The following is a 21528-nucleotide window of genomic DNA, read 5'->3' as shown; positions in this document are numbered from 1 at the left end:
GCATATGCCCCTGATGCCATACTGACCTGCGATTTCTCCCGTCAGAAACCGGCGGTTCGGCGTCTGTTCGCCGTCGAACCGTCCTCGCACCCTCGACACGTCGCTCAAGGAGCCCAGCCATGTTCCGACTCTTCCGCCCGCTTCCGGCCAAGGCCTTGCGTCGGCCGGACCGGCGGGCTCCCGTTCCGGTTGCGGCCCGGGGCTGGGCCGGACCCGGCTCCGTACAGGTACCCGTCCTCGGGCACGAGACGGGAAGGACCCGCTGACCATGAGCGTGGAAGACAGGACGTACCACACACTCCTCGCCCGGCACGACGCGATGCGGCTGCGTCAGCAGTTGCTCTCCCCCGGGAGTGCCCCGGGCACCGGCCGCGGCGGCCGGCCCCCGGCCGAAGAGGCGTACGACACGGCCGCGGACCAGCAGATCATCATGCGCGACCTGGACCTGGTGGCTCCGCTCGACGAGCTGATCGACGACCTGTACCGGGCGCTGTTCGCACGGCACCCCTCCCTGCGGTTGCTCTTCCCCGACACGATGGCGTTCCAACAGGCGCATCTGGCACGGGCGTTCTGGTACCTGATAGAGCACCTGGACCGCCCCGAGGAGATCACCGAGACCTTCACCCAGCTCGGCCGTGACCACCGCAAACTCGGCGTGCGCCCGGCGCAGTACGCGGCGTTCAAGGACGCGTTGCGCGAAGCTCTGCGGAACCGCGCGGGCGAGTACTGGAGCCCCGAGTTCGAACGGGCCTGGATGCGAATGCTGCAGCTCGGTGTCACCGCCATGGTCCGGGGCGCGGAGGCCGCGCTGCACGAACCACCGTGCTGGCGCGCCACGGTGACGTCGCATCAACTGTACGGGCCGGACCTGGCGGTGCTCCGCCTCCTGCCGCACGAGACGTTCCGGTACCGGGCCGGCCAGTACACCACGCTGGAGTCCGCCCGGCTGCCGCACACCTGGCGTCCGTACTACCTGGCCGACGGGCCCGGCCCGGACGGGGAACTCGAGTTGCACGTCCGGCGCAGTGGCCCCGGCGGGGTCAGCGAGATGCTGGTGCGCCACACCGCACCCGGGGACGAGGTACGGCTCGGGCCGCCGAAGGGCTGCCTGACACTCGACGCGGAGCCCCTGGACACCTTGCGGCTGGTCGTCTGGGACACCGGCTGGGCCGCGATGAAGGCACTGCTGCAGCAGCTGGACAGCAGTGTGCGGCGGTCGTCCGCACACCGTGTGCGCCGCCGTGTACAGCTCTTCCTGGGAGCCGACTCGCTGTCCGACCTTCACGACGTCGAGTATCCGGCCGGCCTCGAACAACGCCACTCATGGCTGACCGTGGTCCCGATGGCGGGCGGGGCGCCGACCGGGGGCAGGTACGACCGGCTGGTCCACGCGGTGACCCGGAGCACCCCCCTCACGGAGGGGCGCACCCTGATCGCCGGGCCGCCGGACATGGTCCGTTCGGTGGCGGCCGGGCTCGTCCACGCCGGGCATCCCGCCGAACGCGTCGTCCACGACCTGTTGCCGGCCGGTCCGCACGTCCTGCCACGGTTCACGGAGGGTCATGGGCCGGCCAGGGACTTCACGCCCCCGGGGCAGCAGGTCCCCGCCTGAACCGGCCGCCGCGACAGGCAGCCCATGAGGGTCAGTGGACCTGCGCGGCGAACGCCTCGTAGGCCCGGTCGTCGAAGAGGACGAACCGCACTTCCTCGACCGACGTCTCCGTCGCCCGCACCGTCTCCACGGCGGTCCGGGCGGCGTCCTCCATGGGCCACCCGTAGATGCCCGCGGAGACCGCCGGAAAGGCGACCGTACGAGCCCCGAGTTCGCCCGCCACCCGCAACGACTCCCGGTAGCACGAGGCCAGCAGCTCCGACCGGTCTTCCTCCCGGGTGTACCGCGGGCCCACCGTGTGGATCACCCAGTGGGCGTTCAGGTCGCCTGCGGTGGTGGCGACGGCCTGACCGGTGGGCAGGCCCTTGCCGTAGGAGGAGGCGCGCAGGCGGCGGCACTCCTCGAGGATCGCGGGGCCGCCGCGGCGGTGAATCGCGCCGTCGACGCCGCCCCCGCCGAGCAGGGAGGAGTTGGCCGCGTTGACGATGGCGTCGACGTGCTGGCGGGTGATGTCGCCCCGGACGAGGGTGATGGTGGTGGTCATGACTGGCGCAGCCTCCTCCAGACGGCCTTCGCCGCGTTGTGCCCCGACATGCCGTGCACGCCGGGGCCGGGCGGAGTGGCCGACGAGCAGATGAACACGGCCGGGTGCGGGGTGGAGTACGGGAAGAGGGAGAGTTTGGGGCGCAGCAGGAGCTGGAGGCCGCTGGCCGCGCCGGAGGCGATGTCGCCGCCGACGTAGTTGGCGTTGCGGGCGGCGAGTTGGGGCGGGCCGGCGGTGGCGCGGGCCAGGACGCGGTCGCGGAACCCCGGGGCGAAACGCTCCAGTTGGCGTTCGACGGTGTCGGTGAGGTCGCCGGTCCAGCCGTTGGGGACGTGGCCGTAGGCCCAGAAGGTGTGCTTGCCGGCCGGGGCCCGGGTGGGGTCGGCGACGCTGGGCTGGACGGTGATGAGGAACGGCCTCTCGGGGGCGCGGCCCTCGCGGGAGGCGGCGCGCAGCGCGGTGCCGATCTCGGCGCTGTCCGCGCCGATCTGCACGGTGGAGGCCCGGCGGGCCTCGGGCGCGGTCCACGGCACCGGGCCGTCCAGCGCGTAGTCGATCTTGAAGACGCCGGGGCCGTAGCGGTAGTTCGCGTAATGGTTGCCGAAGCCGGCGATGCGGGCCAGGGCGGTGGGCGAGGTGTCGAAGACGTACGCGCGGGCCGGGGGCAGGTCATCCAGGCGCTTGACCTCGTAGTCGGTGTGGATCGCGCCGCCGAGATCCTTCAGGTGTCCGGCGAGGGCGTCCGAGATGGCCTGGGAGCCGCCGCGGGCGACGGGCCAGCCGCGGGCGTGCGCGGCCAGGGCGAAGACCAGGCCGATGGCGCCGGTGGCGAGGCCGCCGAGGGGGGCGATCACATGGGCGACCAGGCCGGCGAACAGGGTCCTGGCCCGCTCGTCGCGGAAGCGGCGCATCAGCCAGGTGGAGGGCGGCAGTCCGACGAGGCCGAAGCGGGCGAGGGTGACCGGGTCGCGGGGCAGCGCGGTGAGCGGCAGGGACATGAAGTCGCGGGCCAGGGTGTCCCACCGGGGCAGGAAGGGTGCGACCAGGCGGCGGTACGGGCCCGCGTCGCGCGGGCCGAAGGAGGCGGCCGTCTCGCCGACCGACCGGGACAGCACGGCCGCCGTGCCGTCCAAGAAGGGGTGGGCCATGGGCAGGTCCGCGTGCAGCCACTCGAGGCCGTAGCGCTCCAGCGGGAGGGCGCGGAAGGCGGGTGAATTGATGCCCAGCGGATGCGCCGCGGAGCACGGGTCGTGCCGGAAGCCGGGCAGGGTCAGTTCCTCGGTGCGGGCTCCGCCGCCGACGGTGTCCTTCGCTTCGAACACCGCGACGGAGAAGCCGCGCCGGGCCAGCTCCACGGCGGCGGTCAGTCCGTTCGGCCCCGCCCCCACCACGACCACATCGAGCATCGACACCACCTTCGGGCTCCTTCGTCAGCCGACGGCAACCGGGGGATCAGGATATGCCGGTGCGCCGACACCGCCCCGGGTTCGGGTCAACCCCCGCCGGGGCCCGGGGCAATGGCGCTCAGGCCGACCGCGCGCCGGCCTGGAGGTCAGGCCCCGTCCGACAGCAGTCCCACCACCCGGCGGGCCGTGGCCTCGTCGCGGGCCGCGGTGAACGGGAGGTCGTTGCCGCCCGTGATGCGGAAGGGCTCGCCGGAGCGGGTCAGGTGGGTGCCGCCCGCCTCCTCGACGAGGAGCAGGCCCGCCGCGTGGTCCCACGCGGCCTCCCAGCAGAACGCGGTCGCGTCCGACTCGCCTCGGGCGACGGCCAGGTATTCCAGTCCGGCCGAGCCGCAGGAGCGGGGCGCCACGCCGTCCGTCCGCAGGCCGAGGAGGGAACGCTTCTGCTCTTCCGTGGTGAAGTCCGGGTGGGAGGTGGCCACCCGCAGGTCGCGGCCGGGTTCCGGGGAGCCCGCGTGCAGCCGCGTCCCGTCCAGGAAGGCGCCCTGTCCACGGACGGCGGTGGCGAATTCCTCCCGGGCGGGGGCGTAGGTCCACGACGCGTGGATCACTCCCCCCTGGGCGAGGGCGACCAGGGTGCAGAATCCGGTATCGCCCTGCACGAACTGCCGGGTTCCGTCGACGGGGTCGACGATCCACACCGGCGCCTCCCCGCGTATCCCGTCGTACGACGCCGGGTTGGCGTGCACCGCCTCCTCGCCCACCACCACGGAGCCGGGCAGCAGGGCGAGCAGCGCCTCGGTGAGGTACAGCTCGGACTGCCGGTCGGCGTCGGTCACCAGGTCGTGCGGGCCGGACTTGCGGTCGATCTCGTGGTCGGCGAGCCGGCGCCAGCGCGGCATGATTTCCTGTGCGGCCGCCTTGCGGACGGCTTCCTCCACGCCGACGGCGTGCTGGGTGAGAAACTCTTCGATGGTTTCGTTCTCCTCGATCATGTGTCCCATGAGAACATGCCCCACTGACAAACCCCACCCGTCTGGTGCACTCCAGGTGGTAACCGCATGAATATGGGTCCTCGGCCCGAGGGAGTATGGGCTCAGCGGCCCACCGCGCGGCCCTGCATGCCGTACGGGCCGGGGCGTCGAGCCGGCCGGGAGGCTTCCGCATCGGCCGCGATCGGCCGGGATCAGTCGCGGCGCAGCAGGACGAGTTCCCGGTTCATCTCCGCGAGGAACCGGACGACCACGGTGAGCTCCTCGGGCGTGAAGCGGCCCCGCGCGGTGTCCGTGCTCCGCGCGAGGGGCCGGAAGTAGTCCCTGATCAGCCCTCTGGCCGTCTCCGCGAAGTGCAGGTGGACCACGCGGCGGTCGTCGGCGGCCCTGACCCGCCGGATGTGCCCCGCCCTCTCCAGTCGGTCGACGCACGCGGTGACGGCGCCGGAGGTGAGGTTGAGCTGTTTGCGCAGCCGCCCGGGCGTCATGGGCTCGTCCGAGCCGTCCTGGCCGGCGTCCAGGATCGCGATCAGGGCCTGGACGTCGGTGAGATGCAGGCCGTGCGCCTGGGCGAACTCGTGGGCGATGCGGTTGAACTCGCCGTTCATCCGGCGTAGCAGGACGGCGAACGACTGCAACCCCGTGGGGTCGTCACCGGGAAGAGGTGCCGAAGGGGCGCCTGAGTCATTCATGACCCCAGTATAAGATCACTCGACGATCAAGATACTCATTCGTCGACTTACTTCTTCCACTGTGGGGATACTCATGAGAACCGCACCGCGCCGGGCCCGGTGGCTCGTACCTCTCGTTCTCCTGCTGGTCTGGCTGGGTGTGGGCGGGACGCTCGGGCCGTACGCGGGCAAGCTGGGCGAGGTGGCCACCAACGACCAGGCGTCGTTCCTGCCGCAGAGCGCCGAGTCCACCAAGGTCCTCGAGGCCCGTGAGGCGTTCGCCCAGGCCGAGACCCTCCCGGCCATCGTGGTCTGGACGGCGGACGGGACCCGGGTCACCGAGGCGCAGCGGGCAGCCGCCACCGAATCCGTGGGTGCGCTCGCCGGAGGCACCGGTGTCGTCGGCAGGCCGTCGCCCGCCCTGCTCTCCGACGACGGCCAGGCCCTGCAGGCCGTCGTTCAACTCGAGCCCGACCTGGGCGAGGAGTTGTCCACGGTCCTCGACGAGGTGCGCGCGGCAGCGCAGAAGGTACCGGGTGCCGAGGCGCAGATCGCCGGCCCGGCAGCAAGTCAGGCCGACCTGTCGGACGCGTTCGCGGGCATCGACGGACTGTTGCTGGGCGTGGCGCTCGCCGCCGTGCTGGTGATCCTTCTGCTCGTCTACCGCAGCGTCCTGCTGCCGTTCGTGATCATCCTCGGCTCCGTCTTCGCCCTGGGACTGGCCTGTGCCGTGGTGTACGCGCTGGCGCAGCGGGACGTGGTCCAGGTCGACGGGCAGGTGCAGGGCATCCTGTCCATCCTGGTGATCGGCGCCGCGACCGACTACGCCCTGCTCCTGGCCGCGCGCTTCCGCGAGGAACTCGCCGTGCGCGGGGACCGGGCCGCGGCCGCCCTGGTGGCGGTGCGGCGCTCGTTCGGCGCGATCACCGCCAGTGCCGCCACGGTGGCGCTCGGACTGCTGGCCCTCCTGGCGAGTGACCTCACGAACAACCGCGCTCTCGGACCGGTGGGCGCCATCGGCATCGTGTGCGCCGTACTCACCACGCTCACCTTCCTGCCGGCCGTGCTGGCTCTGCTGGGCCGTACCGCCTACTGGCCCTCTCGCCCGAAGGCGTCGGACGCGTCCGCGGAGGGCCACGCGGTATGGCTCCGGGTCGCCGCGCGGGTGGACGCGCGTCCGCGCTTCGTCTGGATCGTGACCGGGCTCGTCCTCACCGTCCTGGCGGCCTTCTCTCCCACGCTGTCCGCCAAGGGCGTGCCGCTCGACGAGATCTTCGTGAACGACGCCCCCTCCGTCGCCGCCCAGGAGACGGTCGGCGAGCACTTCCCCGGTGGCTCGGGCAATCCGGCCGTCATCATCGCCGACGCCGACCGCGCCGACGCGGTGACGGCCGCCGCCGAGGACACCGAGGGCGTGGCATCGGCGGGCGCGGTCTCCGCCTCGGGGCGGCCCGGGGCCGGGGAGCCACAGGTCGTCGACGGGCGTGTCCGCATCGACGCCACGCTCGACGCGGCAGCGGACAGCGACGCGGCCAAGGAGACCATCGAGCGGCTGCGCGAGAACGTGCACGCGGTACCGGGAGCCGACGCGCTGGTCGGCGGGTACACGGCGCAGCAGTACGACACCCAGCAGACCGCCGCGCACGACCGCACGGTGATCGTTCCCGTCGTGCTCGGCATCATCCTGCTGATCCTGATCCTGCTGCTGCGCTCGCTGCTCGTACCGGTGCTGCTGGTGGCGACCGTCGCGCTCAACTTCCTGGCGACGCTGGGGGTCTCGTCCCTCGTCTTCGAGCATCTCCTCGGGTTCAGCGGGACGGACGCGTCCGTCCCGCTGTACGGATTCGTGTTCCTGGTGGCTCTCGGCGTCGACTACAACATCTTCCTGATGTCCCGGGTACGCGAGGAGGCGCTCGCGCGCGGTTCGCGGCAGGGTGTGCTGCGCGGGCTGACCACGACCGGCGGGGTGATCACCTCGGCGGGTGTGGTGCTGGCTGCGACGTTCGCGGCCCTGATGGTCATCCCGTTGGCGTTCCTCGTACAGATCGCCTTCATCGTGGCCTTCGGTGTACTGCTCGACACGCTCGTGGTCCGCTCGCTGCTGGTGCCCGCGCTCGTGATCGACATCGGACCGCGGGCGTGGTGGCCGAGCGCCTTGGCCCGCGGCGACGGTCGTCCAAAGGGTGCGGCGCACACGGCGGACCAGCAGTCGGCTTAGCGACGGACGACGTGCCGACGGCCGGCGCTCGTGTCGGTGCGTCAACTGGCCCGTACCGTGGCCGCGGTGGTGCGGGAGCCGGGCGTCGGCATCATCGTCGCCCGGCTGCCGACGGAGATCTACGGGGTGAGGGCCGAGGTCGCGGTCCGTCCCCGTACGGGATCTCGCCGTGCGACGTCCGTTCCCTGACGCGCCGGTCTCCGGCATGCTCCAGGCGGAATGCTCCAGGCGGAGGGGAGGAGCAGTATGTCGGTGTCGGTGGTGGTGGCGCTGGGGTTGCTGGGGCTTGTGGGTGGCATCGGTATCACCGCTGTCGGCCCCGGTGGGGTGCTGCCCACGATCGGGCTGTTCACTCTGACCGGCCTGTCCCCCGCCGAGGTGGCCGGTACCGCCATCGTCACCCACGTCGCCACTGGCGTGCTGGGCACCGCGGCCTACACCCGTTCCGGCCAGTTGCGCGAGCCGGGAACACGCCGCACCGCCGGGATCCTGGCCGGCACCGCCGTGCTCGGAACTCCCGTCGGGGTGCTGCTCAACTCCCTCGTGTCCGCAGGAGCGTTCGGGGTGGTGCTCGGTGTGCTCGTGGCCGTGGTGGCCGCCCTGGTGTGGCACCGCGAGCGCCACCGGCCCGCGGCAGTGCCCGCCCACCCGCCCGCACCCGTGGTGGCCGGACTCGGGTTCGTCGTCGCCGTCGTCTCCGGCGTCCTCGGTATCGGGGCCCGATGCTCACCGTCCCACTGCTGGTCGCGCTCGGTGTGCCCGTGCTGGAGTCCCTGGCCTCCGCCCAGGCCCAGTCGATCGTCATCGCCGGGGTGGGCACCGTGGGCTATCTCGCCCACGGTGCCGTCGACTGGCCCCTGGCCGCCCTGGTCGGCGTCCCGGAACTGGCCGGCGTGCTCCTCGGCTGGCGGATCGCCCACGCCCTGCCCGCCCGCAGTCTGAAGTACGCGCTCGTCATCACGTTGCTCGCGCTGGCGCCCTACCTCGCCCTGCACGACTGAGAGGGGGCGTCCCGGCGCCGGGCGGAACACGTCCGCACGCACCGCACCGGAGATGCGAACTGGAGTGCGCGACAGCACTGTTGGGACGTAAGTTGTGCGGAACACACCTGTTGGCTGAACACACCTGCCTCGGCTGAGAGACGGACCGTACCCATGAGCGACCCTGCGACGACGCCCGGACCCGCTGCGCACCAGAAGATCGACACCTCGGTGCCGCATTCGGCCCGGATCTGGAACTACTGGCTGGGCGGGAAGGACAACTACCCCGTCGACGAGGAGGCGGGCGACGCGTACACCGCCCTCTTCCCCGGCATCGTCACCATCGCCCGCAGCAGCCGGGCCTTCCTGCGCCGCAACATCACGTACCTGGTCTCCGAGGCCGGCATCCGGCAGTTCCTGGACATCGGGACCGGCCTGCCGACCGCCGACAACACCCATGAGGTCGCCCAGCGCATCGCGCCGGAGAGCAGGATCGTCTACGTCGACAACGACCCGATGATCCTGGCGCACGCCCGCGCCCTGCTCTACTCCACCCCCGAGGGTGCGACCGCCTACGTCGACTCCAGCGTGCTGGACCCCGAGCGTGTCCTGGCCGCCGCCGCGAAGACGCTGGACTTCAGTCGCCCCACCGCCCTCATCCTCAGCAACATCCTGGGGCACATCGCCGACTACGACCAGGCCCGCTCCATCGTCACGCGGCTGATGGACGCGCTGCCGTCCGGCAGCTACCTCTCCGTCAACGACGGTTCCCGGGGCATCGACCCGGGCTTCGAGCAGGCCCAGGACGGCTACAACAAGAGCGGCGCCATCCCGTACAACCTGCGCACCGTCGACGAGATCACCTCGTTCTTCGACGGCCTGGAGCTCCTGGAGCCCGGCGTCGTCTCGGTCCCCCTGTGGCGTCCGGAGGCCGAGACCCCCGACTCCGCGCCCGTCGCCGAGCACGGCGGCCTCGCCCGCAAGCCGTGACCCGCTGACGCCCCGCGCGGTCGCGGTGGGAACACCGCGACCGCCCCCGGCCCGCGCCCAGCGGTCCCGCGCTGCCGCAATTCGCCTGAACACAGGGGAAGTACGGCAAAACGCCACCCTCGGCGGTACCGTCCCTGTCACCCTCCGCCCACGGAGCGAGTTCGCACTTCCGCCCCACTCGGAAGCGTGTGACACTGGCGTCCCGTCCGCTGTGCGGGCCCCCTTCCGCACCGACCCCCACGAGAAGTGCGACGTGCGTTCTTTTCCTCTGCCGATAGCGCTGGCCGCGCGCCTGTCCCCGGTGGTCGTTCTCGCCGCGGCGGGCTGGGCACTGTCGTCCGGACCCTCCTCCGAGCCGCAGGCGGCGGAGAGGAGAACGGCCGAGGGGACGGCGACCCAGTCCCCCTCCGCTCCGTCGGCGACGGCGGTGCCCAAGACGTACACCACCGCTCCCGCCCCCTGCGACAGCGTCGCCGAGAAGACCGTCAAGTCCCTCGTGCCGGGGGCCAAGGCGTCCGGCAAGGAGATCAAGTCCACCGACTCCAAGCTGCGCAGGACCTGTTCCTGGAACGCGCTCGAGGGCTACGAGTACCGCTGGCTCGACGTCTCCTTCGAGGTTCTGCAGTCGGACGACGCGGCCGGGCAGTCCTACGAGAGACGACTGAAGGACAAGAGCGGCGGCGGCGCGGTCCCCGGGCTCGGTGACGCGGCGTACTCCATCGTGAACCTCGCCACCGAGGACAAGCAGGAGACCCGTGAGGGCGTGGTCGTGGCCCGCGCCTCCAACGCGCTGGTGGTCGTGACGTACAACGGCAGCGACTTCGAGTCGAAGAAGGCGCCCTCCACGGACGAGATCAACAAGGGCGCCATCAAGGCCGCCAAGGAGGCGATGACGGCGCTACTGAAGGGCCGGGGCTGACCCGGCCGCCCTGGAGCCTGTCCGGCGGAGCAGGTCGCAGGGAATCGGCGGTGCCTCGTCAGTGCGGGTGAGCGGGGGCGGGGACGGTCATCTGCAGGGCGGAGGAGGCAGTAGACGCGATGGGGGCCCTCTCCCCCATGGGGTCCCCCCTGCTCGAAGAGCTCGGGGAGGGCGTGCCGGCCCCCGCGTCTGCGGCGTGTTCCACCGGACAGACCCCACAGGCGCCTCGGGCACTCCTCGGTCTCCGGCAGCGGTCCGGAATTCGTGATTCCGTGACATCCCTCACGCACGTCCTCGATCTACGCAGGTCGCTTAGTAGGACCTGCTCCGGCGACATGGGGGATTTATCCGGCTTGCCATGAAAAGAGGTCGGGTCGAGGCGGATGGTGATCCTGCGGGAAGCCGAGATCCGCGGTTCCTGCGCCGAGCGACGACTCCTGACGAGGCGGCAGGCGCCCCGAGGGGCCCGTCGCGAGCAGGACGGCACGCTCTTCCGCCCGCCGCAAGGGCCCCGCAGCCCTACGAAGCGCAGTAGTGCAACGGCCCTTTGCGCCCCGTGCCGGGCCGTCCCAAGAATGACCATTCTCCGGACAACAGGGGTGAGGTCACTCATGGGAAAGCATCGTCGTCAGCAGCGGTACCGGCGGACGGTCGTCACCGCAGTCGCCATGGGCGTCGTAGGGATACCCTCGGTCGCCTTGGCCTGTGCCGACTGGCCCGGCAGCGGGCAACGGCAGCAGGACACCGCCGCCCCCGCCGCGGCCGAGGACAGGCGGGGCGACGCCGACCGGTACCACCGGTGGGACGGCAAGCAGCACGGCGAGGCCACGGCGGCGCCGTCGCACACACCGACCGCCACCGCGGGCGCTTCGAAGGCCGGGGCGGGACGGCACAGCAGCGCCGAGCCGACGCACAAGCCGAAGACGCACAAGCCGAAGACGCACAAGCCGAAGAAGGCGGTCCGCGAGGCACCCGCCGCCAAGCCCACCACCGCGGCCCCGAAGCCCACCACGGCCGCCCCGGAACCCACCACCGCGGCCCCGAAGCCCACCACGGCCGCCCCGGAACCCACCACCACGGCCCCGAAGCCCACCACGGCCGCTCCGAGCCCCGCCCCGACGGGCGGCGCCGAAGCCTCCGGGGCCGTCGCCGAGGTCGTGGAACTCGTCAACGCCGAGCGCGGCAAGGCCGGTTGCTCCCCGGTGAAGGTGAACGCCACCCTGACCGAGGCCGCGCAGAACCACAGCGAGGACATGGCGGCGAGCCGCAACATGTCGCACACCGGCTCGGACGGATCCTCGCCCGCCGACCGCATCACCCGCGCCGGCTACAGCTGGCGCACCTACGGCGAGAACGTCGCCTACGGCTACTCCACTCCCGAGCAGGTGATGGCCGGCTGGATGTCCAGTCCCGGCCACAAGGAGAACATCCTCAACTGCGCGTTCGAGGAGATCGGTGTCGGTCTCGCGCAGCCCGGCTCCTACTGGACCCAGAACTTCGGCACGGCCCGGTAGTCGCCGCAGGGGCCGGTCAGCGGTTGAGTGCCGGGATGATCTCCGCGCCGTACGCGTCGATCGTCGTTTCCTGCGCGTCGTGCATGTCGTACACGGCGAACTGGTCCACACCCAGCCCGCGCAGCGCCTCCAGCTTCTCGATGTGCGCCTCGGCCGGGCCGAGCAGGCAGAACCGGTCGACGATCTCGTCGGTGACGAAGTCCGTGGACGGGTTGCCGGCCCGTCCGTGGTGGCTGTAGTCGTAGCCGTGCCGTTCCATGATGTACGACGTCAGCGCCTCGGGGACCAGGTCCGAGTGCTCGCCGTAGCGGGCGACCAGGTCCGCGACATGGTTGCCGACCATGCCCCCGAACCATCGGCACTGGTCGCGGGCGTGCGCCAGATCGTCGCCGACGTACGCCGGGGCGGCGACGCAGACGGTCACGGAGGCGGGGTCACGCCCCGCCTCCGCGGCCGCGGCCCGTACGGCCTTCACCATCCACTCGGTCAGATACGGGTCGGCGAGCTGGAGGATGAAACCGTCGGCCTTCTGCCCGGCGAGGGCGAGCGCCTTCGGCCCGTACGCCGCCATCCAGACGGGCAGCCTGCCGTTCCTCACCCACGGGATCCGCAGCGGCTGCCCTCCGACCTCGGCCTCGCGCCCCTCGGCGAGGTCTCGGATCGCGTCGATCGCCTCGCCCAGGCGGGCCAGGGTGTTGGGCTTGCGTCCGGCGACCCGCATCGCGGAGTCGCCGCGGCCGATTCCGCAGACGGTGCGGTTGCCGAACATGTCGTTGAGGGTGGCGAAGGTGGAGGCGGTGACCTCCCAGGTGCGGGTGCCCGGGTTGGTGACCATCGGGCCGACCTTCAGCCCGGTGGTGTTGGCCAGGATCTGGCTGTAGATCACGAACGGCTCCTGCCACAGCACGGCGGAATCGAAGGTCCAGCCGTGAGTGAAGCCGTTGCGCTCCGCGCGCCGCATCAGGCCGACCACCCGCGAGGCCGGCGGATCGGTCTGCAGAACGAGTCCGAAGTCCATGCGCACCGCTCCTAGTCGAGGTACTGGCAGGTGGAACGCGGGGTGTAGGCACCGTGCCCGGCGCGTCCGGTGTACTCCCGCTCGGTGATGACCGGTTCGCCGCGCGAGAGGACGGTCTCGACGCGGCCGGTGACGCGTTTGCCCTCGTACGCCGAGTAGTCGACGTTCATGTGGTGCGTCTTCGCGGAGATGACCTGCTCGGCGTGCGGGTCGTAGATCACGACGTCGGCGTCGGTGCCCGGGGCGAGGGTGCCCTTCTTCGGGTAGAGGCCGAACATGCGGGCCGGGGTGGCGCAGGCGATCTCGATCCAGCGGCGGCGGGTGATGTGTCCGTCGACGACGGCCTGGTGGAGCAGGTCCATCCGGTTCTCCACGCCCGGCATTCCGTTGGGGATCTTGGAGAAGTCGCCGCGGCCGAGGTCCTTCTGGCCGGTGAAGCAGAAGGGGCAGTGGTCGGTGGAGACCACCTGGAGGTCGTTGGTGCGCAGCGCCCGCCACAGGGAGGCCTGGTGCTCCTTCGGCCTCAGGGGTGTGCTGCACACGTACTTGGCGCCCTCGAAGTCCGGCTCGGCGAGGTTGTCCGCCGACAGGAACAGGTACTGGGGACACGTCTCGCCGAAGACGTTCAGGCCCTCGTCGCGGGCCCGGGTCAGTTCGGCGACCGCCTCGGCGGCGGAGACGTGCACGACGTACAGCGGGGCGCCGGCGACCTGTGCGAGCCGGATGGCGCGGTGGGTGGCCTCGGCCTCCAGCAGGGCCTTGCGGACCTCCCCGTGGTGGCGGGGGTCCGTCTCGCCGCGGGCCAGCGCCTGTTCGACGAGCACGTCGATCGCGATGCCGTTCTCGGCGTGCATCATGATCAGGCCGCCGTTCTCGGCGGAACGCTGCATGGCGCGCAGGATCTGGCCGTCGTCGGAGTAGAAAACCCCCGGATACGCCATGAACTGCTTGATTTTCGTTCCGCCGCCCCCTCACACGTCGTATCGTCATCGTCGCAGGTCATGGGCGATTCCGGGAGGGTTGCGAGGGCTGGATCGAAGGCACCGGTGATGTCGAGGTCGGGAAGGACGTACAGCGGCGGCACCGGCGTTCCTTCATAGTCGCCCAGCGCGCGCACCGCGGCTCCCCAGGAGCCGTCCTTCAGACAGGGCTCCGGCAAAGTCGTTTGGTAGCCCTGTGACGTGTGGTTTTGCGGGTGGGTGAGGTGCGCGGGCGTGTTCCGGTCCGGTTGGATGGAGGTTCCTACGCCTTCCGTCCGACCAGGGAACAACGCCCGCGCCATGCCATCGTCTCGCATCTGCGTGCCTGTTCGCACGCCCGTCCCGGAGCGCGAGCTCCTCGTCGACCTGCTCGGCCGGATGCCCGATCCGCGCCGCCGGCGCGGGGTCCGTCACCCGGTGAGTGCTCTGATCGCGGTCGCGGTGTGCGCGGTGATGGCCGGAGCGCGGGGTTTCACGGCGATCGGGGAGTGGGCCCGGGACGCCGGAGCGGTAGCCGTGAAACAGCTGGGCCTGGTGCGAGGCTCGGTGGACGAGTCGACGCTGCGGCGCCTGTTCGCGAGGCTGGACGCGGACCGCCTCGACGCGCTCCTGGGGACATGGGCGGCGACGAGGGCCTCGCTGGTCGCGGGCCGGCGGGTCATCGCGATCGACGGCAAGACCGTCCGGGGCGCACGCGGCGGTGACGCCCCGGCCCCACATCTGGTCGCCGCGCTCGCGCACGGTTCGGGAGCGGTACTGGGCCAAGTCGCCGTGCGCGAGAAGAGCAACGAGATCCCCGCGGCCAGAGAACTGCTGGATGCCCTCGACCTGGACGGGGCGGTGGTCACGATGGACGCGCTGCACACCCAGCACGCCACCGCGGCACTCGTGACCGAGGCCGGCGCCGACTACGTCCTGACCGTGAAGGCCAATCAGAAGTCGTTGTACGCACGGCTCAAGGCTCTGCCCTGGGCCCGGATACCTGCTGTCACCAGAACGGACCGCGGACACGGGCGCCGCGCCACCCGAACGATCAAGGCCGTCGCCGTCCCCGCCTGGATCGACTTCACCGGGGCCGCGCAGGTCGCCCAGCTGCGGCGCACCGTCACCAGGAAGGGCACACGGACGGTCGAGATCGTCTACCTGATCACCAGCGCGGACGCCCGCACCGCGCCCCCGGAGCTGCTGGCCACATGGGTGCAGTCGCACTGGGAGATCGAGAACCGCCTGCACTGGGTCCGCGACGTCACCTTCGACGAGGACCGCTCCCAGGTCCGCACCGGCAACGCACCCCGCGTCATGGCAGGCATCCGCAACACCGCGATCACCCTCCTCCGCCTCCACGGCCACCAGAACATCGCCGCCGCCCTACGACACCACGCCCGCGACACCGACCGCCCCGTCAGCCTTCTTCTGACCGCATGACCGACGACTTTGCCGGAGCCCTGGTCCTTCAGATACCCCAGGACCCGCTGGTAGACGCTGTTCGGCCGGTGGCCCTGCAGAACCTCCTCGGGCAGGTCCTTCCACTGCAGCCCATGACGCACCTTGTAGAGGGATGCCTCGAACGCCACCCGAGGCGGAACGATGCGAGTCTTCTTCTTGGGGACCGGAAAGCACGCTTCAACCCGCTGCCAGTCATCGTCCGTCAGCTCCGGGGGTACGAGCAGCCCCCGCTCCTCGAACCATCCCTCGAAGGGGCAACCAGCGTTTCGTAGCATTCCGGGAACGTGGCTGGTGACGCGAACTTCGATGTCGACAAGATCAAGCAGATCCAACCTCTCGGCGAATTCCAGAGCACCGAGTCGGGGAGTCACATCAAGGGCCTGCTCGACGATCTCGTGAACTCGCTCCTCCCGCTGCTGAACCTCCAAAAGGCGTTCAGCCGCATCCGCCCTCAGATCACGAAGCCGGCGCTCCTTGCTCTGAAGCTCATCCTTCACCTCTGCGATGGACGCCTTAATCTCCAGTTCCGTCTCGGCATCGTCGCTCTCATCCGCGGCCAGGACTTCGGCCAAGGCGACAAGCTTCTTCTTCCGCAAGCGCTGGCTTCGCTCCAGTTCCTCGTCGAGAGCGGCAAGGCGCTCCTCGTACAACTGCGCTTCTCCGGGCACATCCCCAAGCCACTCTTCAGCGAGGGTCCTAAGCTTTTCCGGATCCCCCAGCGTGCGCACCACCTCGCGCCAAACGACGTCCTCCAGCGGCCGGGCGAGGATCTCCTGGCAGTCACAGGGTGGATCGGAGCGACGCCCCGAACACCGATAAGAGGTTCTCCCCCGCGCTTCGCGGTGGGAACCGACGTAGTGGGCGCCACAGAGTGCGGTAACACGCCGAGACAGGAGGTAGTCCTTGTGGTTTTCCTTGGTGAACGAGCGCCGGGCGAGCGCCCTCCTAACCTCCCGCACTCGAGAGGTCGGCAATGGGACGGGCACGGGGATGCGAACAGTCTCTCCATACAGCGGCTTGCCGTCAGGGCCAAGGCGCACGGATCCTCGCCCGCTCTCGACGTTGCGGTAGACGATGTATCCGTCCAGCGCCGTCTGCATCCATGTCCGGATGAGGTTCGCCCCTGTCCAGGGGAGCCCGCGCGCGGTCTCATAACCCAACGCGTTAAGCGCAGTGGCTGCTTCTTCGGCAGGGAGCAGCTCATCGGCCAGGAGCCGAGCCGATACTTCGAGGAACCGAACTCCCTTCTCACGAAGAGTGAGGGGCCCGCTCACACCCTTCTTTGGGAGCTCCAGCCAGAAAGGAGCGACACCTCCAGGCCATCCCCCCTGCGAAAGTTTCTTCTCACGCCCTCCCATCGTTCGGTCGAGGATCATGGCGTGCTCCAGCTCTGCCATGTAGGCCAAGAGGCTGAGCTGGATGCCGAACATGCCATCTTCACTGTCGATCCGGCCATCTGCGGTCGCAACGCGCACCTTGACACCGCCGAATACCTCGATGTCCGTGATGTCATAGACCCAGCGGTGAATGTCGCGCATGGTCCGACCGATACGGTCGAGTTTGCCGAAGATCACGAGGTCGTAGCGCAGAGCCGCCAGGTCAGCATTCAGGGCATCGAGGTCCGGCCGGTGCGCCAGCTTCCCCGAGACGCCTCCGTCCGTGTAGACCTCATAGACGTACGAGCCCTTCCCTAGCTTGTAGTCCAGCCAGGCAAGGCACTCGTCGAGCTGGACCTCAAGCCCGTACCCCTTGAGCTGCTTTACCGTGGAGACCCGTAGGTAAATGGCGACGCGAATTTTCCGTGACCGCCTAGGCAGCACGACCTTACGCATTCCGGAATCCCCTCCATCTCCTGGTCGAAAGGTCGACACAAACGTGCAGGCGGCGCGAGAAACCACCCATCTCTAGAAGCAAATAACTATCGCGCTAGGCCACCACGCCGACTGGTATCTGGGCCAAACAGCAGCAACGCCAGGCGTCGCCGTTCACCCGCAGTAAGGGAGCGCGGCACCCAATGCACCCTGATCGACGGACCACGGACGGTGTGCGTACGACTTTCTTGCGCCATGGATGTTCCTCGGTTCACGGCGCAGAGCGGCGCCTCAGTTTGAGGTCACCCACCGACGCGGTTCTCGACGAACACGAGCGCCGCTTGGGCGGGACATTGACCTCCTGGAACCGGCGCCCGGCCTCATTCGACTGGCAGCACCGGGTTCCCGCCAACTCCACCGCCAGGTGCTGTCAGCGCGAACACGATCCATGGTCTTCAGAATCGCCGGTTTACCTAACCGGCGATTCGATGGTATACATGGCCGCCCTCCTAGGCGGCGCAACTGCTGAGCAGAGAAGCCCGTCCCGACGCCGGTCAGAGAGCTCCCGATCACAACGCTCTATGAGATGGCGCTTACGGGGCCACGCGAGGCGAGCTCAAACCGAGTCACCCGTGCGCCACCTCCTTTTCCCTCCACTGCCTCTCGATGCACGCCGCCGGCCCGCAACCATCTCTTTGCGGGACATTGAAGATTGACATGCTTTCGGAGGAGGTTCCAGCCGTAGACCGGAATCTCATGTCTGCCGTAGGCGATGCAGCTCACGGGCAGCAGCGGTCCAGGAGGAACGCTAGAGGATGCTCCAGGGGAGCTGCCCGTCCCGCCTTCTTAGCCCGTCGACTCGCCGCTGGATCTCACTCAAAGACTCGGGCGCATGTCGAACTTTCCGGGCGTTAGTGGTGATCATGCGTAGTTCCCGAATGTCACGCAAAACCGGGTATCCAGTGCATTTCGTGACGTCCCACCCGTAGGTGTCCGCGAACGCTTGGTAGTGGGCTTGGCCGTAGCCGAACCGCCGGCAGTGGACTTCAACTGTGACAAGGTCCCATTCCGGCTGGCCTTGGGCAACAGTGTCCCAGTCGCACAGCACCGCAGATCCGCCGGTGGTGTGCAGCGCGTTTCGGTGCTGTGGGTCGCCCTGTATCAACCCGGGGGCAAGCGTGAAACGGACTTCTCGCAGTTCTCCCTCCAGTCGGTCTGCCTCCTCCTCCATGTACCGGATGGCTGCGGCAGGGAGGCATGTGATTGCGGCGAGAGAGCGGCGGATCGCACGAATGTTGTCGTGCCCGGCAAGGGCAATCGAGGGTGGGGGCAGCGAGTGGAGCGCCTTGAGGGGACCGGCCAGCTGCCCGGCCGCCACCGGGTCCTCGGGCTGCGGCAGGTAGGTCCAGAAGGTGACAGCGTGCCCGTCGACGATCAGCGGCTGATCGCAAGGGTGAAGAGGGACGGTAGGAAAGCCTGCTTCGATAAGCCAGCGTACGAAGGTAACTGTGCGCGCGACGCTCTCGACGTCCGTTCCCTTCCGAGCGATCTTGGCCACCACCTGCTCCTTCTCCAAGAGGAGAACCGCGTTGGTGTGACCTCGCAGGAGACGCGCATCACGGCTGTCAAGGCCGGCCTTCGTGCAGGCCCGCTCTAGTACCTGATACATCTCGAACTCGTCGAACCCACCCGGGGCCGGCGTGATTGTCATGTCACACAGGCTTACCGACAAGAGCCCCTCCTATCACATCCGGCCTGGCGGAAGCGCGATGATCTCAAGAAGCTCGCGTGCCGCTCGGCTGGGCCGCACCTCGATCACCTGAACCTCTCCGGCATCGCGTCCTACCGCGGCCCAGGACAGCCGTGGTCGACATCCGACGCCGCACTGCGGTTGACCAGGCGAATTATGCGTTGTACGTCGGTCAGGTCAGGGACGACGTGGCAGGCACCGGCTGCAGCGAGCTTCTCGGCCGAGGTGGTACCGGAAGCTACGCCGATCACGTGGGCGCCTCCTTCCCGTCCAGTGCGGACGTCCTCGAGGGAGTCGCCGATGATCACGGTCGTATCCCGCGTGAAGGTATACCCGTGGTGTGCGCTGGCTCGCTGCTGTGCCACGCGTACGAGGGCAGGGCGGTGGGAGTCGTCGGAGGAGTATCCGCCGATGCTGAGATCGAGATACTCATCCAGGCCAAGAGCCTTGAGCTTGATCTCGGCGCTGCCTTGCAGATTGCCAGTGACGACAGTGGGGACCAGTCCGGGCTCTCGTTGCACGGCGGCAAGGACGGCAGGTGCGCCGGGCATGATCTGCCCTGTGCGAGAAAGATCGTCACGGTGACGCTCTAGTTGCGCGGGCATACGCTGCACGATGCGTTGCGCGAGTTCCTCGATCCGCTCGGGTTCCACTGCGTTCGCGCGCAGCAGCTCCCGGACAGCGAGGGGCATCGTCACCCCGGTTCCCCGGGCGGGCAGCCTCTCGGTAGGCCGGCCCACTACCTCCTCGAAGAGTTCCCGGTAGACCAGCCGGTCGGTGTCGCCGGTGTAGAGGAGGGTGCGGTCGATGTCCCAGAGAACCAGGATCATGCGGCGGCTCGCTGGCGCATGACGCTTTCCCCACGATCCAGTAGATCCTGGGCAGTTGAGGAGGCACCGTAGGAACGCGCTTCATGGAGCATGGTGCGCAGGTGGTCGTCGAGGCGGGCGGATTGAATGCCTTCGGCGAGGGTCAGGACGTCATGGGCGGTGGCGCAGCCGGCGTCGGCGTCGCCGTCACGCATCTGCGCGGTCGCGGCTCGGGAGAGGAACTGAGCGGTGGTTCGGGTCTCGTCCCGGCTGAGCACGTCGCGGGCCGCGGCGAAGGATTGGGCTGCCCGAGCCGGCTGTCCCAGGTCGAGGTAGCAGCTTCCGGTCTGTCCGAGGATCTCCCCCGGGCTGATCCAGTACAGCCAGTGGGGATCGTCCTCGCCCCGGCCGCGCGCGCAGAGTTCTTCGGCTTCGGAAAGCGCGGCCAAGGCGTGGCGCTCTTCACGGAGCCGGGCGTGGCCGCGAGCCTGGCGGGTGAGGAGCATGGCGTTCAGGGCAGGGGCGTCACGATCGGTGATTGCCTGGCGCGCTGTACGGGCGGCGGTGATGGCGTCGCGCGGGTCGCCGGCGGAGTAACCATGGATGGCGAGGAAACCGAGGGCACCGGCGCGCAGGCGGGAGTCGCCTGAAGCGTGGGCTGCGCGCAGAGCGCCGAGGAAGAGGTGCTGGGCGGCGTCGTGGTCACCGCTGTCGAAGGTGTACCAGCCAGTCTGGGCCGCCGTGTCGGCGGTGACGGCAGCCAGGCGACGTCCGTAACTCTCACTGTAGGAGCCCTGCTTGAGCAGGTGCAAGAGCATCCGCAGGTGAGTCTTCGCCGTGTGGGCGAGGTTTCCGCTACCGCTGGTGGCGTCCATCTGACGGAGTGCGTCGGTGGTGCTTTGAAGCGAATCGATCAGGGCGTCGGTGACAGTCGTGGTACCGGAAGAAGCGGCCACGGCCTCTGCGGGAGCGATGGCGGACTGCAGGACGTACTGGGTGAGTGCGGTTCCGCTCAGGGCGGTCAGCACGCGGCGGCGCTTCATGGTGGTACCTCCGATGGCCACTTCAAGTGACGTCACCATACGATCCGCCGTCCAGGGCAGTACGGCCTCCGTGGAGAGGTTATGACCAGGTTTCGGCGCAGCGCTGCGGAGGGGTGTCAGCAGCAAAGGCTGCAGGTCGGAAGGCAGGCCGAGGCCGTTGAGAAGGTCGAGAAGGGTGGCGGGGCTGCCGATCTGCTTCTGACCGCGTTCGAGGCCAGAAATGAAGGACTGAGGGAGCGCCGTCAGCTCACGCACGGCCATCTGAGATAAACCAGACCGCTTGCGTACCAGGCGCAGCAGCTCGCCGAAATCCCAAGCCGCCAGGGCCCGGTAAACGGCTTCGTCGCGCCAGGCACGATCGGGTACTCCCGGCGCCGTTTCTGCCTTTGCGCACAGGGCGCACAGGGCGTCGGGGTTGTACTGACTCAGCTCGGTCGCGCACCTCTCGCACACGCGGCTCGGCGGTCTCATAGCGCGGCCCCCTGGGTCGAACTCCTCAACGGTCCACACGATATGCGGGATTCCGTATCTCTACAGAGATATCGCCGCAGAGATCAGCACGGGTACGTCCTGGACCCATGCTCATGCCCACTGCGCTGACCACTCGGTCGGATGCGGTGATCACCTGGTCGCTACGGAAGGGGGAGGGACGTGCGCGGCACCACGACAGCACTGTTTAGCCCATGCCCGCCCTGTCTTCGCTCCGGCAGCGAGCGGACCGCCCCTCGTAGGGCAACAGCCGCCGCCCGGCTGGTCCTCCGTACCCCAAGAGGACGTGATGACAACAACTACTGAACGACCGCTTCGCTCTCCCAGGGCCGACGCTGA

At 69.4% G+C, this 21528-nt stretch carries 16 protein-coding genes and 3 pseudogenes; 9 read left to right on the top strand and 10 right to left on the bottom strand.

Annotated features, from left to right (window positions below; genetic code table 11):
- Positions 1-268 precede the first annotated feature (268 nt).
- On the top strand, positions 269-1612 hold the full coding sequence (locus AC6F7H_RS28885) for a globin domain-containing protein (protein ID WP_500760112.1): 1344 nt from the start codon (positions 269-271) through the stop codon (positions 1610-1612).
- 31 nt (positions 1613-1643) lie between these two features.
- Here the strand turns inward: AC6F7H_RS28885 and AC6F7H_RS28880 are convergent, their stop codons facing one another.
- From AC6F7H_RS28880 to AC6F7H_RS28865, 4 genes are all read right to left on the bottom strand, one after another.
- The gene (locus tag AC6F7H_RS28880) at positions 1644-2156 is read right to left on the bottom strand and encodes an O-acetyl-ADP-ribose deacetylase (protein WP_500760109.1); all 513 of its coding nucleotides are present in this window, start codon (positions 2154-2156) and stop codon (positions 1644-1646) included.
- Positions 2153-3562, bottom strand: a complete 1410-nt coding sequence (locus AC6F7H_RS28875) for a phytoene desaturase family protein (RefSeq protein WP_500762110.1) — start codon at positions 3560-3562, stop codon at positions 2153-2155. The genes AC6F7H_RS28880 and AC6F7H_RS28875 overlap by 4 nt, the downstream gene beginning before the upstream one ends.
- Before the next feature lie 146 nt (positions 3563-3708).
- Positions 3709-4554: an inositol monophosphatase family protein gene (locus tag AC6F7H_RS28870; RefSeq protein ID WP_500760106.1), complete on the bottom strand. Its 846-nt coding sequence runs from the start codon at positions 4552-4554 to the stop codon at positions 3709-3711.
- Between the two features lie 191 nt (positions 4555-4745).
- A complete protein-coding gene (locus AC6F7H_RS28865) occupies positions 4746-5243 on the bottom strand; it encodes a MarR family winged helix-turn-helix transcriptional regulator (RefSeq protein WP_457462985.1) in 498 nt (165 codons plus the stop codon).
- Positions 5244-5316: 73 nt separating this feature from the next.
- Here AC6F7H_RS28865 and AC6F7H_RS28860 point away from each other — a divergent pair, with 73 nt between their 5' ends.
- From AC6F7H_RS28860 to AC6F7H_RS28830, 7 genes and pseudogenes are all read left to right on the top strand, one after another.
- Positions 5317-7440 (top strand): MMPL family transporter, encoded by a 2124-nt coding sequence (locus AC6F7H_RS28860; RefSeq protein ID WP_500760104.1) that lies wholly within the window; start codon positions 5317-5319, stop codon positions 7438-7440.
- A gap of 30 nt (positions 7441-7470) precedes the next feature.
- Positions 7471-7629, top strand: a complete 159-nt coding sequence (locus AC6F7H_RS28855) for a hypothetical protein (RefSeq protein ID WP_500760102.1) — start codon at positions 7471-7473, stop codon at positions 7627-7629.
- 30 nt (positions 7630-7659) lie between these two features.
- Positions 7660-8100, top strand: a pseudogene (locus tag AC6F7H_RS28850) (TSUP family transporter); the annotation flags it as partial.
- A gap of 62 nt (positions 8101-8162) precedes the next feature.
- Positions 8163-8441 (top strand): TSUP family transporter, encoded by a 279-nt coding sequence (locus AC6F7H_RS28845; protein WP_500760099.1) that lies wholly within the window; start codon positions 8163-8165, stop codon positions 8439-8441.
- 153 nt (positions 8442-8594) lie between these two features.
- Positions 8595-9410, top strand: coding sequence for an SAM-dependent methyltransferase (locus AC6F7H_RS28840; RefSeq protein ID WP_500760096.1), 816 nt, complete (start codon positions 8595-8597; stop codon positions 9408-9410).
- Positions 9411-9663: 253 nt separating this feature from the next.
- A complete protein-coding gene (locus tag AC6F7H_RS28835; RefSeq protein WP_500760094.1) occupies positions 9664-10329 on the top strand; it encodes a hypothetical protein in 666 nt (221 codons plus the stop codon).
- 611 nt (positions 10330-10940) lie between these two features.
- Complete coding sequence (locus AC6F7H_RS28830; protein ID WP_500760091.1) at positions 10941-11843, top strand: CAP domain-containing protein; 903 nt, start codon at positions 10941-10943, stop codon at positions 11841-11843.
- A gap of 16 nt (positions 11844-11859) precedes the next feature.
- On the opposite strand, the gene AC6F7H_RS28825 is transcribed toward AC6F7H_RS28830, so the two are convergent.
- Both AC6F7H_RS28825 and AC6F7H_RS28820 read right to left on the bottom strand, forming a co-directional pair.
- A complete protein-coding gene (locus AC6F7H_RS28825; protein WP_500760088.1) occupies positions 11860-12861 on the bottom strand; it encodes a TIGR03842 family LLM class F420-dependent oxidoreductase in 1002 nt (333 codons plus the stop codon).
- Positions 12862-12872: 11 nt separating this feature from the next.
- Positions 12873-13826 (bottom strand): annotated as a pseudogene (locus tag AC6F7H_RS28820) (amidohydrolase family protein); the annotation flags it as partial.
- Between the two features lie 315 nt (positions 13827-14141).
- On the opposite strand from AC6F7H_RS28820, the gene AC6F7H_RS28815 reads away from it, so the two are divergent.
- Positions 14142-15266: an ISAs1 family transposase gene (locus tag AC6F7H_RS28815; protein WP_500754596.1), complete on the top strand. Its 1125-nt coding sequence runs from the start codon at positions 14142-14144 to the stop codon at positions 15264-15266.
- Positions 15267-15319: 53 nt separating this feature from the next.
- Here the strand turns inward: AC6F7H_RS28815 and AC6F7H_RS28810 are convergent.
- The 4 genes and pseudogenes from AC6F7H_RS28810 to AC6F7H_RS28795 all read right to left on the bottom strand — a co-directional run.
- Positions 15320-17119: pseudogene (locus AC6F7H_RS28810) on the bottom strand (recombinase family protein); the annotation flags it as partial.
- 787 nt (positions 17120-17906) lie between these two features.
- On the bottom strand, positions 17907-18809 hold the full coding sequence (locus tag AC6F7H_RS28805) for a phosphotransferase (RefSeq protein WP_500760086.1): 903 nt from the start codon (positions 18807-18809) through the stop codon (positions 17907-17909).
- 131 nt (positions 18810-18940) lie between these two features.
- Positions 18941-19678 (bottom strand): HAD family hydrolase, encoded by a 738-nt coding sequence (locus AC6F7H_RS28800; RefSeq protein ID WP_500760083.1) that lies wholly within the window; start codon positions 19676-19678, stop codon positions 18941-18943.
- A complete protein-coding gene (locus AC6F7H_RS28795; RefSeq protein ID WP_500760081.1) occupies positions 19675-21171 on the bottom strand; it encodes a helix-turn-helix domain-containing protein in 1497 nt (498 codons plus the stop codon). Before AC6F7H_RS28795 ends, AC6F7H_RS28800 begins: the two co-directional genes overlap by 4 nt.
- Between the last annotated feature and the right edge of the window lie 357 nt (positions 21172-21528).

It is taken from the genome of Streptomyces sp. MMS24-W38 (assembly GCF_059889265.1).
This window is presented reverse-complemented; position numbering and strand designations above follow the sequence as displayed.

Bases quoted from the DNA above. Each gene is read 5' to 3' on its own strand.
- AC6F7H_RS28805 (WP_500760086.1), bottom strand. From the start codon at position 18,809: ATGACAATCACGCCGGCCCCGGGTGGGTTCGACGAGTTCGAGATGTAT.
- AC6F7H_RS28840 (WP_500760096.1), top strand. From the start codon at position 8,595: ATGAGCGACCCTGCGACGACGCCCGGACCCGCTGCGCACCAGAAGATC.
- AC6F7H_RS28800 (WP_500760083.1), bottom strand. From the start codon at position 19,678: ATGATCCTGGTTCTCTGGGACATCGACCGCACCCTCCTCTACACCGGC.
- AC6F7H_RS28845 (WP_500760099.1), top strand. From the start codon at position 8,163: ATGCTCACCGTCCCACTGCTGGTCGCGCTCGGTGTGCCCGTGCTGGAG.
- AC6F7H_RS28860 (WP_500760104.1), top strand. From the start codon at position 5,317: ATGAGAACCGCACCGCGCCGGGCCCGGTGGCTCGTACCTCTCGTTCTC.
- AC6F7H_RS28830 (WP_500760091.1), top strand. From the start codon at position 10,941: ATGGGAAAGCATCGTCGTCAGCAGCGGTACCGGCGGACGGTCGTCACC.
- AC6F7H_RS28885 (WP_500760112.1), top strand. From the start codon at position 269: ATGAGCGTGGAAGACAGGACGTACCACACACTCCTCGCCCGGCACGAC.
- AC6F7H_RS28815 (WP_500754596.1), top strand. From the start codon at position 14,142: ATGCCATCGTCTCGCATCTGCGTGCCTGTTCGCACGCCCGTCCCGGAG.
- AC6F7H_RS28825 (WP_500760088.1), bottom strand. From the start codon at position 12,861: ATGGACTTCGGACTCGTTCTGCAGACCGATCCGCCGGCCTCGCGGGTG.
- AC6F7H_RS28875 (WP_500762110.1), bottom strand. From the start codon at position 3,562: ATGCTCGATGTGGTCGTGGTGGGGGCGGGGCCGAACGGACTGACCGCC.
- AC6F7H_RS28870 (WP_500760106.1), bottom strand. From the start codon at position 4,554: ATGATCGAGGAGAACGAAACCATCGAAGAGTTTCTCACCCAGCACGCC.
- AC6F7H_RS28880 (WP_500760109.1), bottom strand. From the start codon at position 2,156: ATGACCACCACCATCACCCTCGTCCGGGGCGACATCACCCGCCAGCAC.
- AC6F7H_RS28795 (WP_500760081.1), bottom strand. From the start codon at position 21,171: ATGAGACCGCCGAGCCGCGTGTGCGAGAGGTGCGCGACCGAGCTGAGT.
- AC6F7H_RS28865 (WP_457462985.1), bottom strand. From the start codon at position 5,243: ATGAATGACTCAGGCGCCCCTTCGGCACCTCTTCCCGGTGACGACCCC.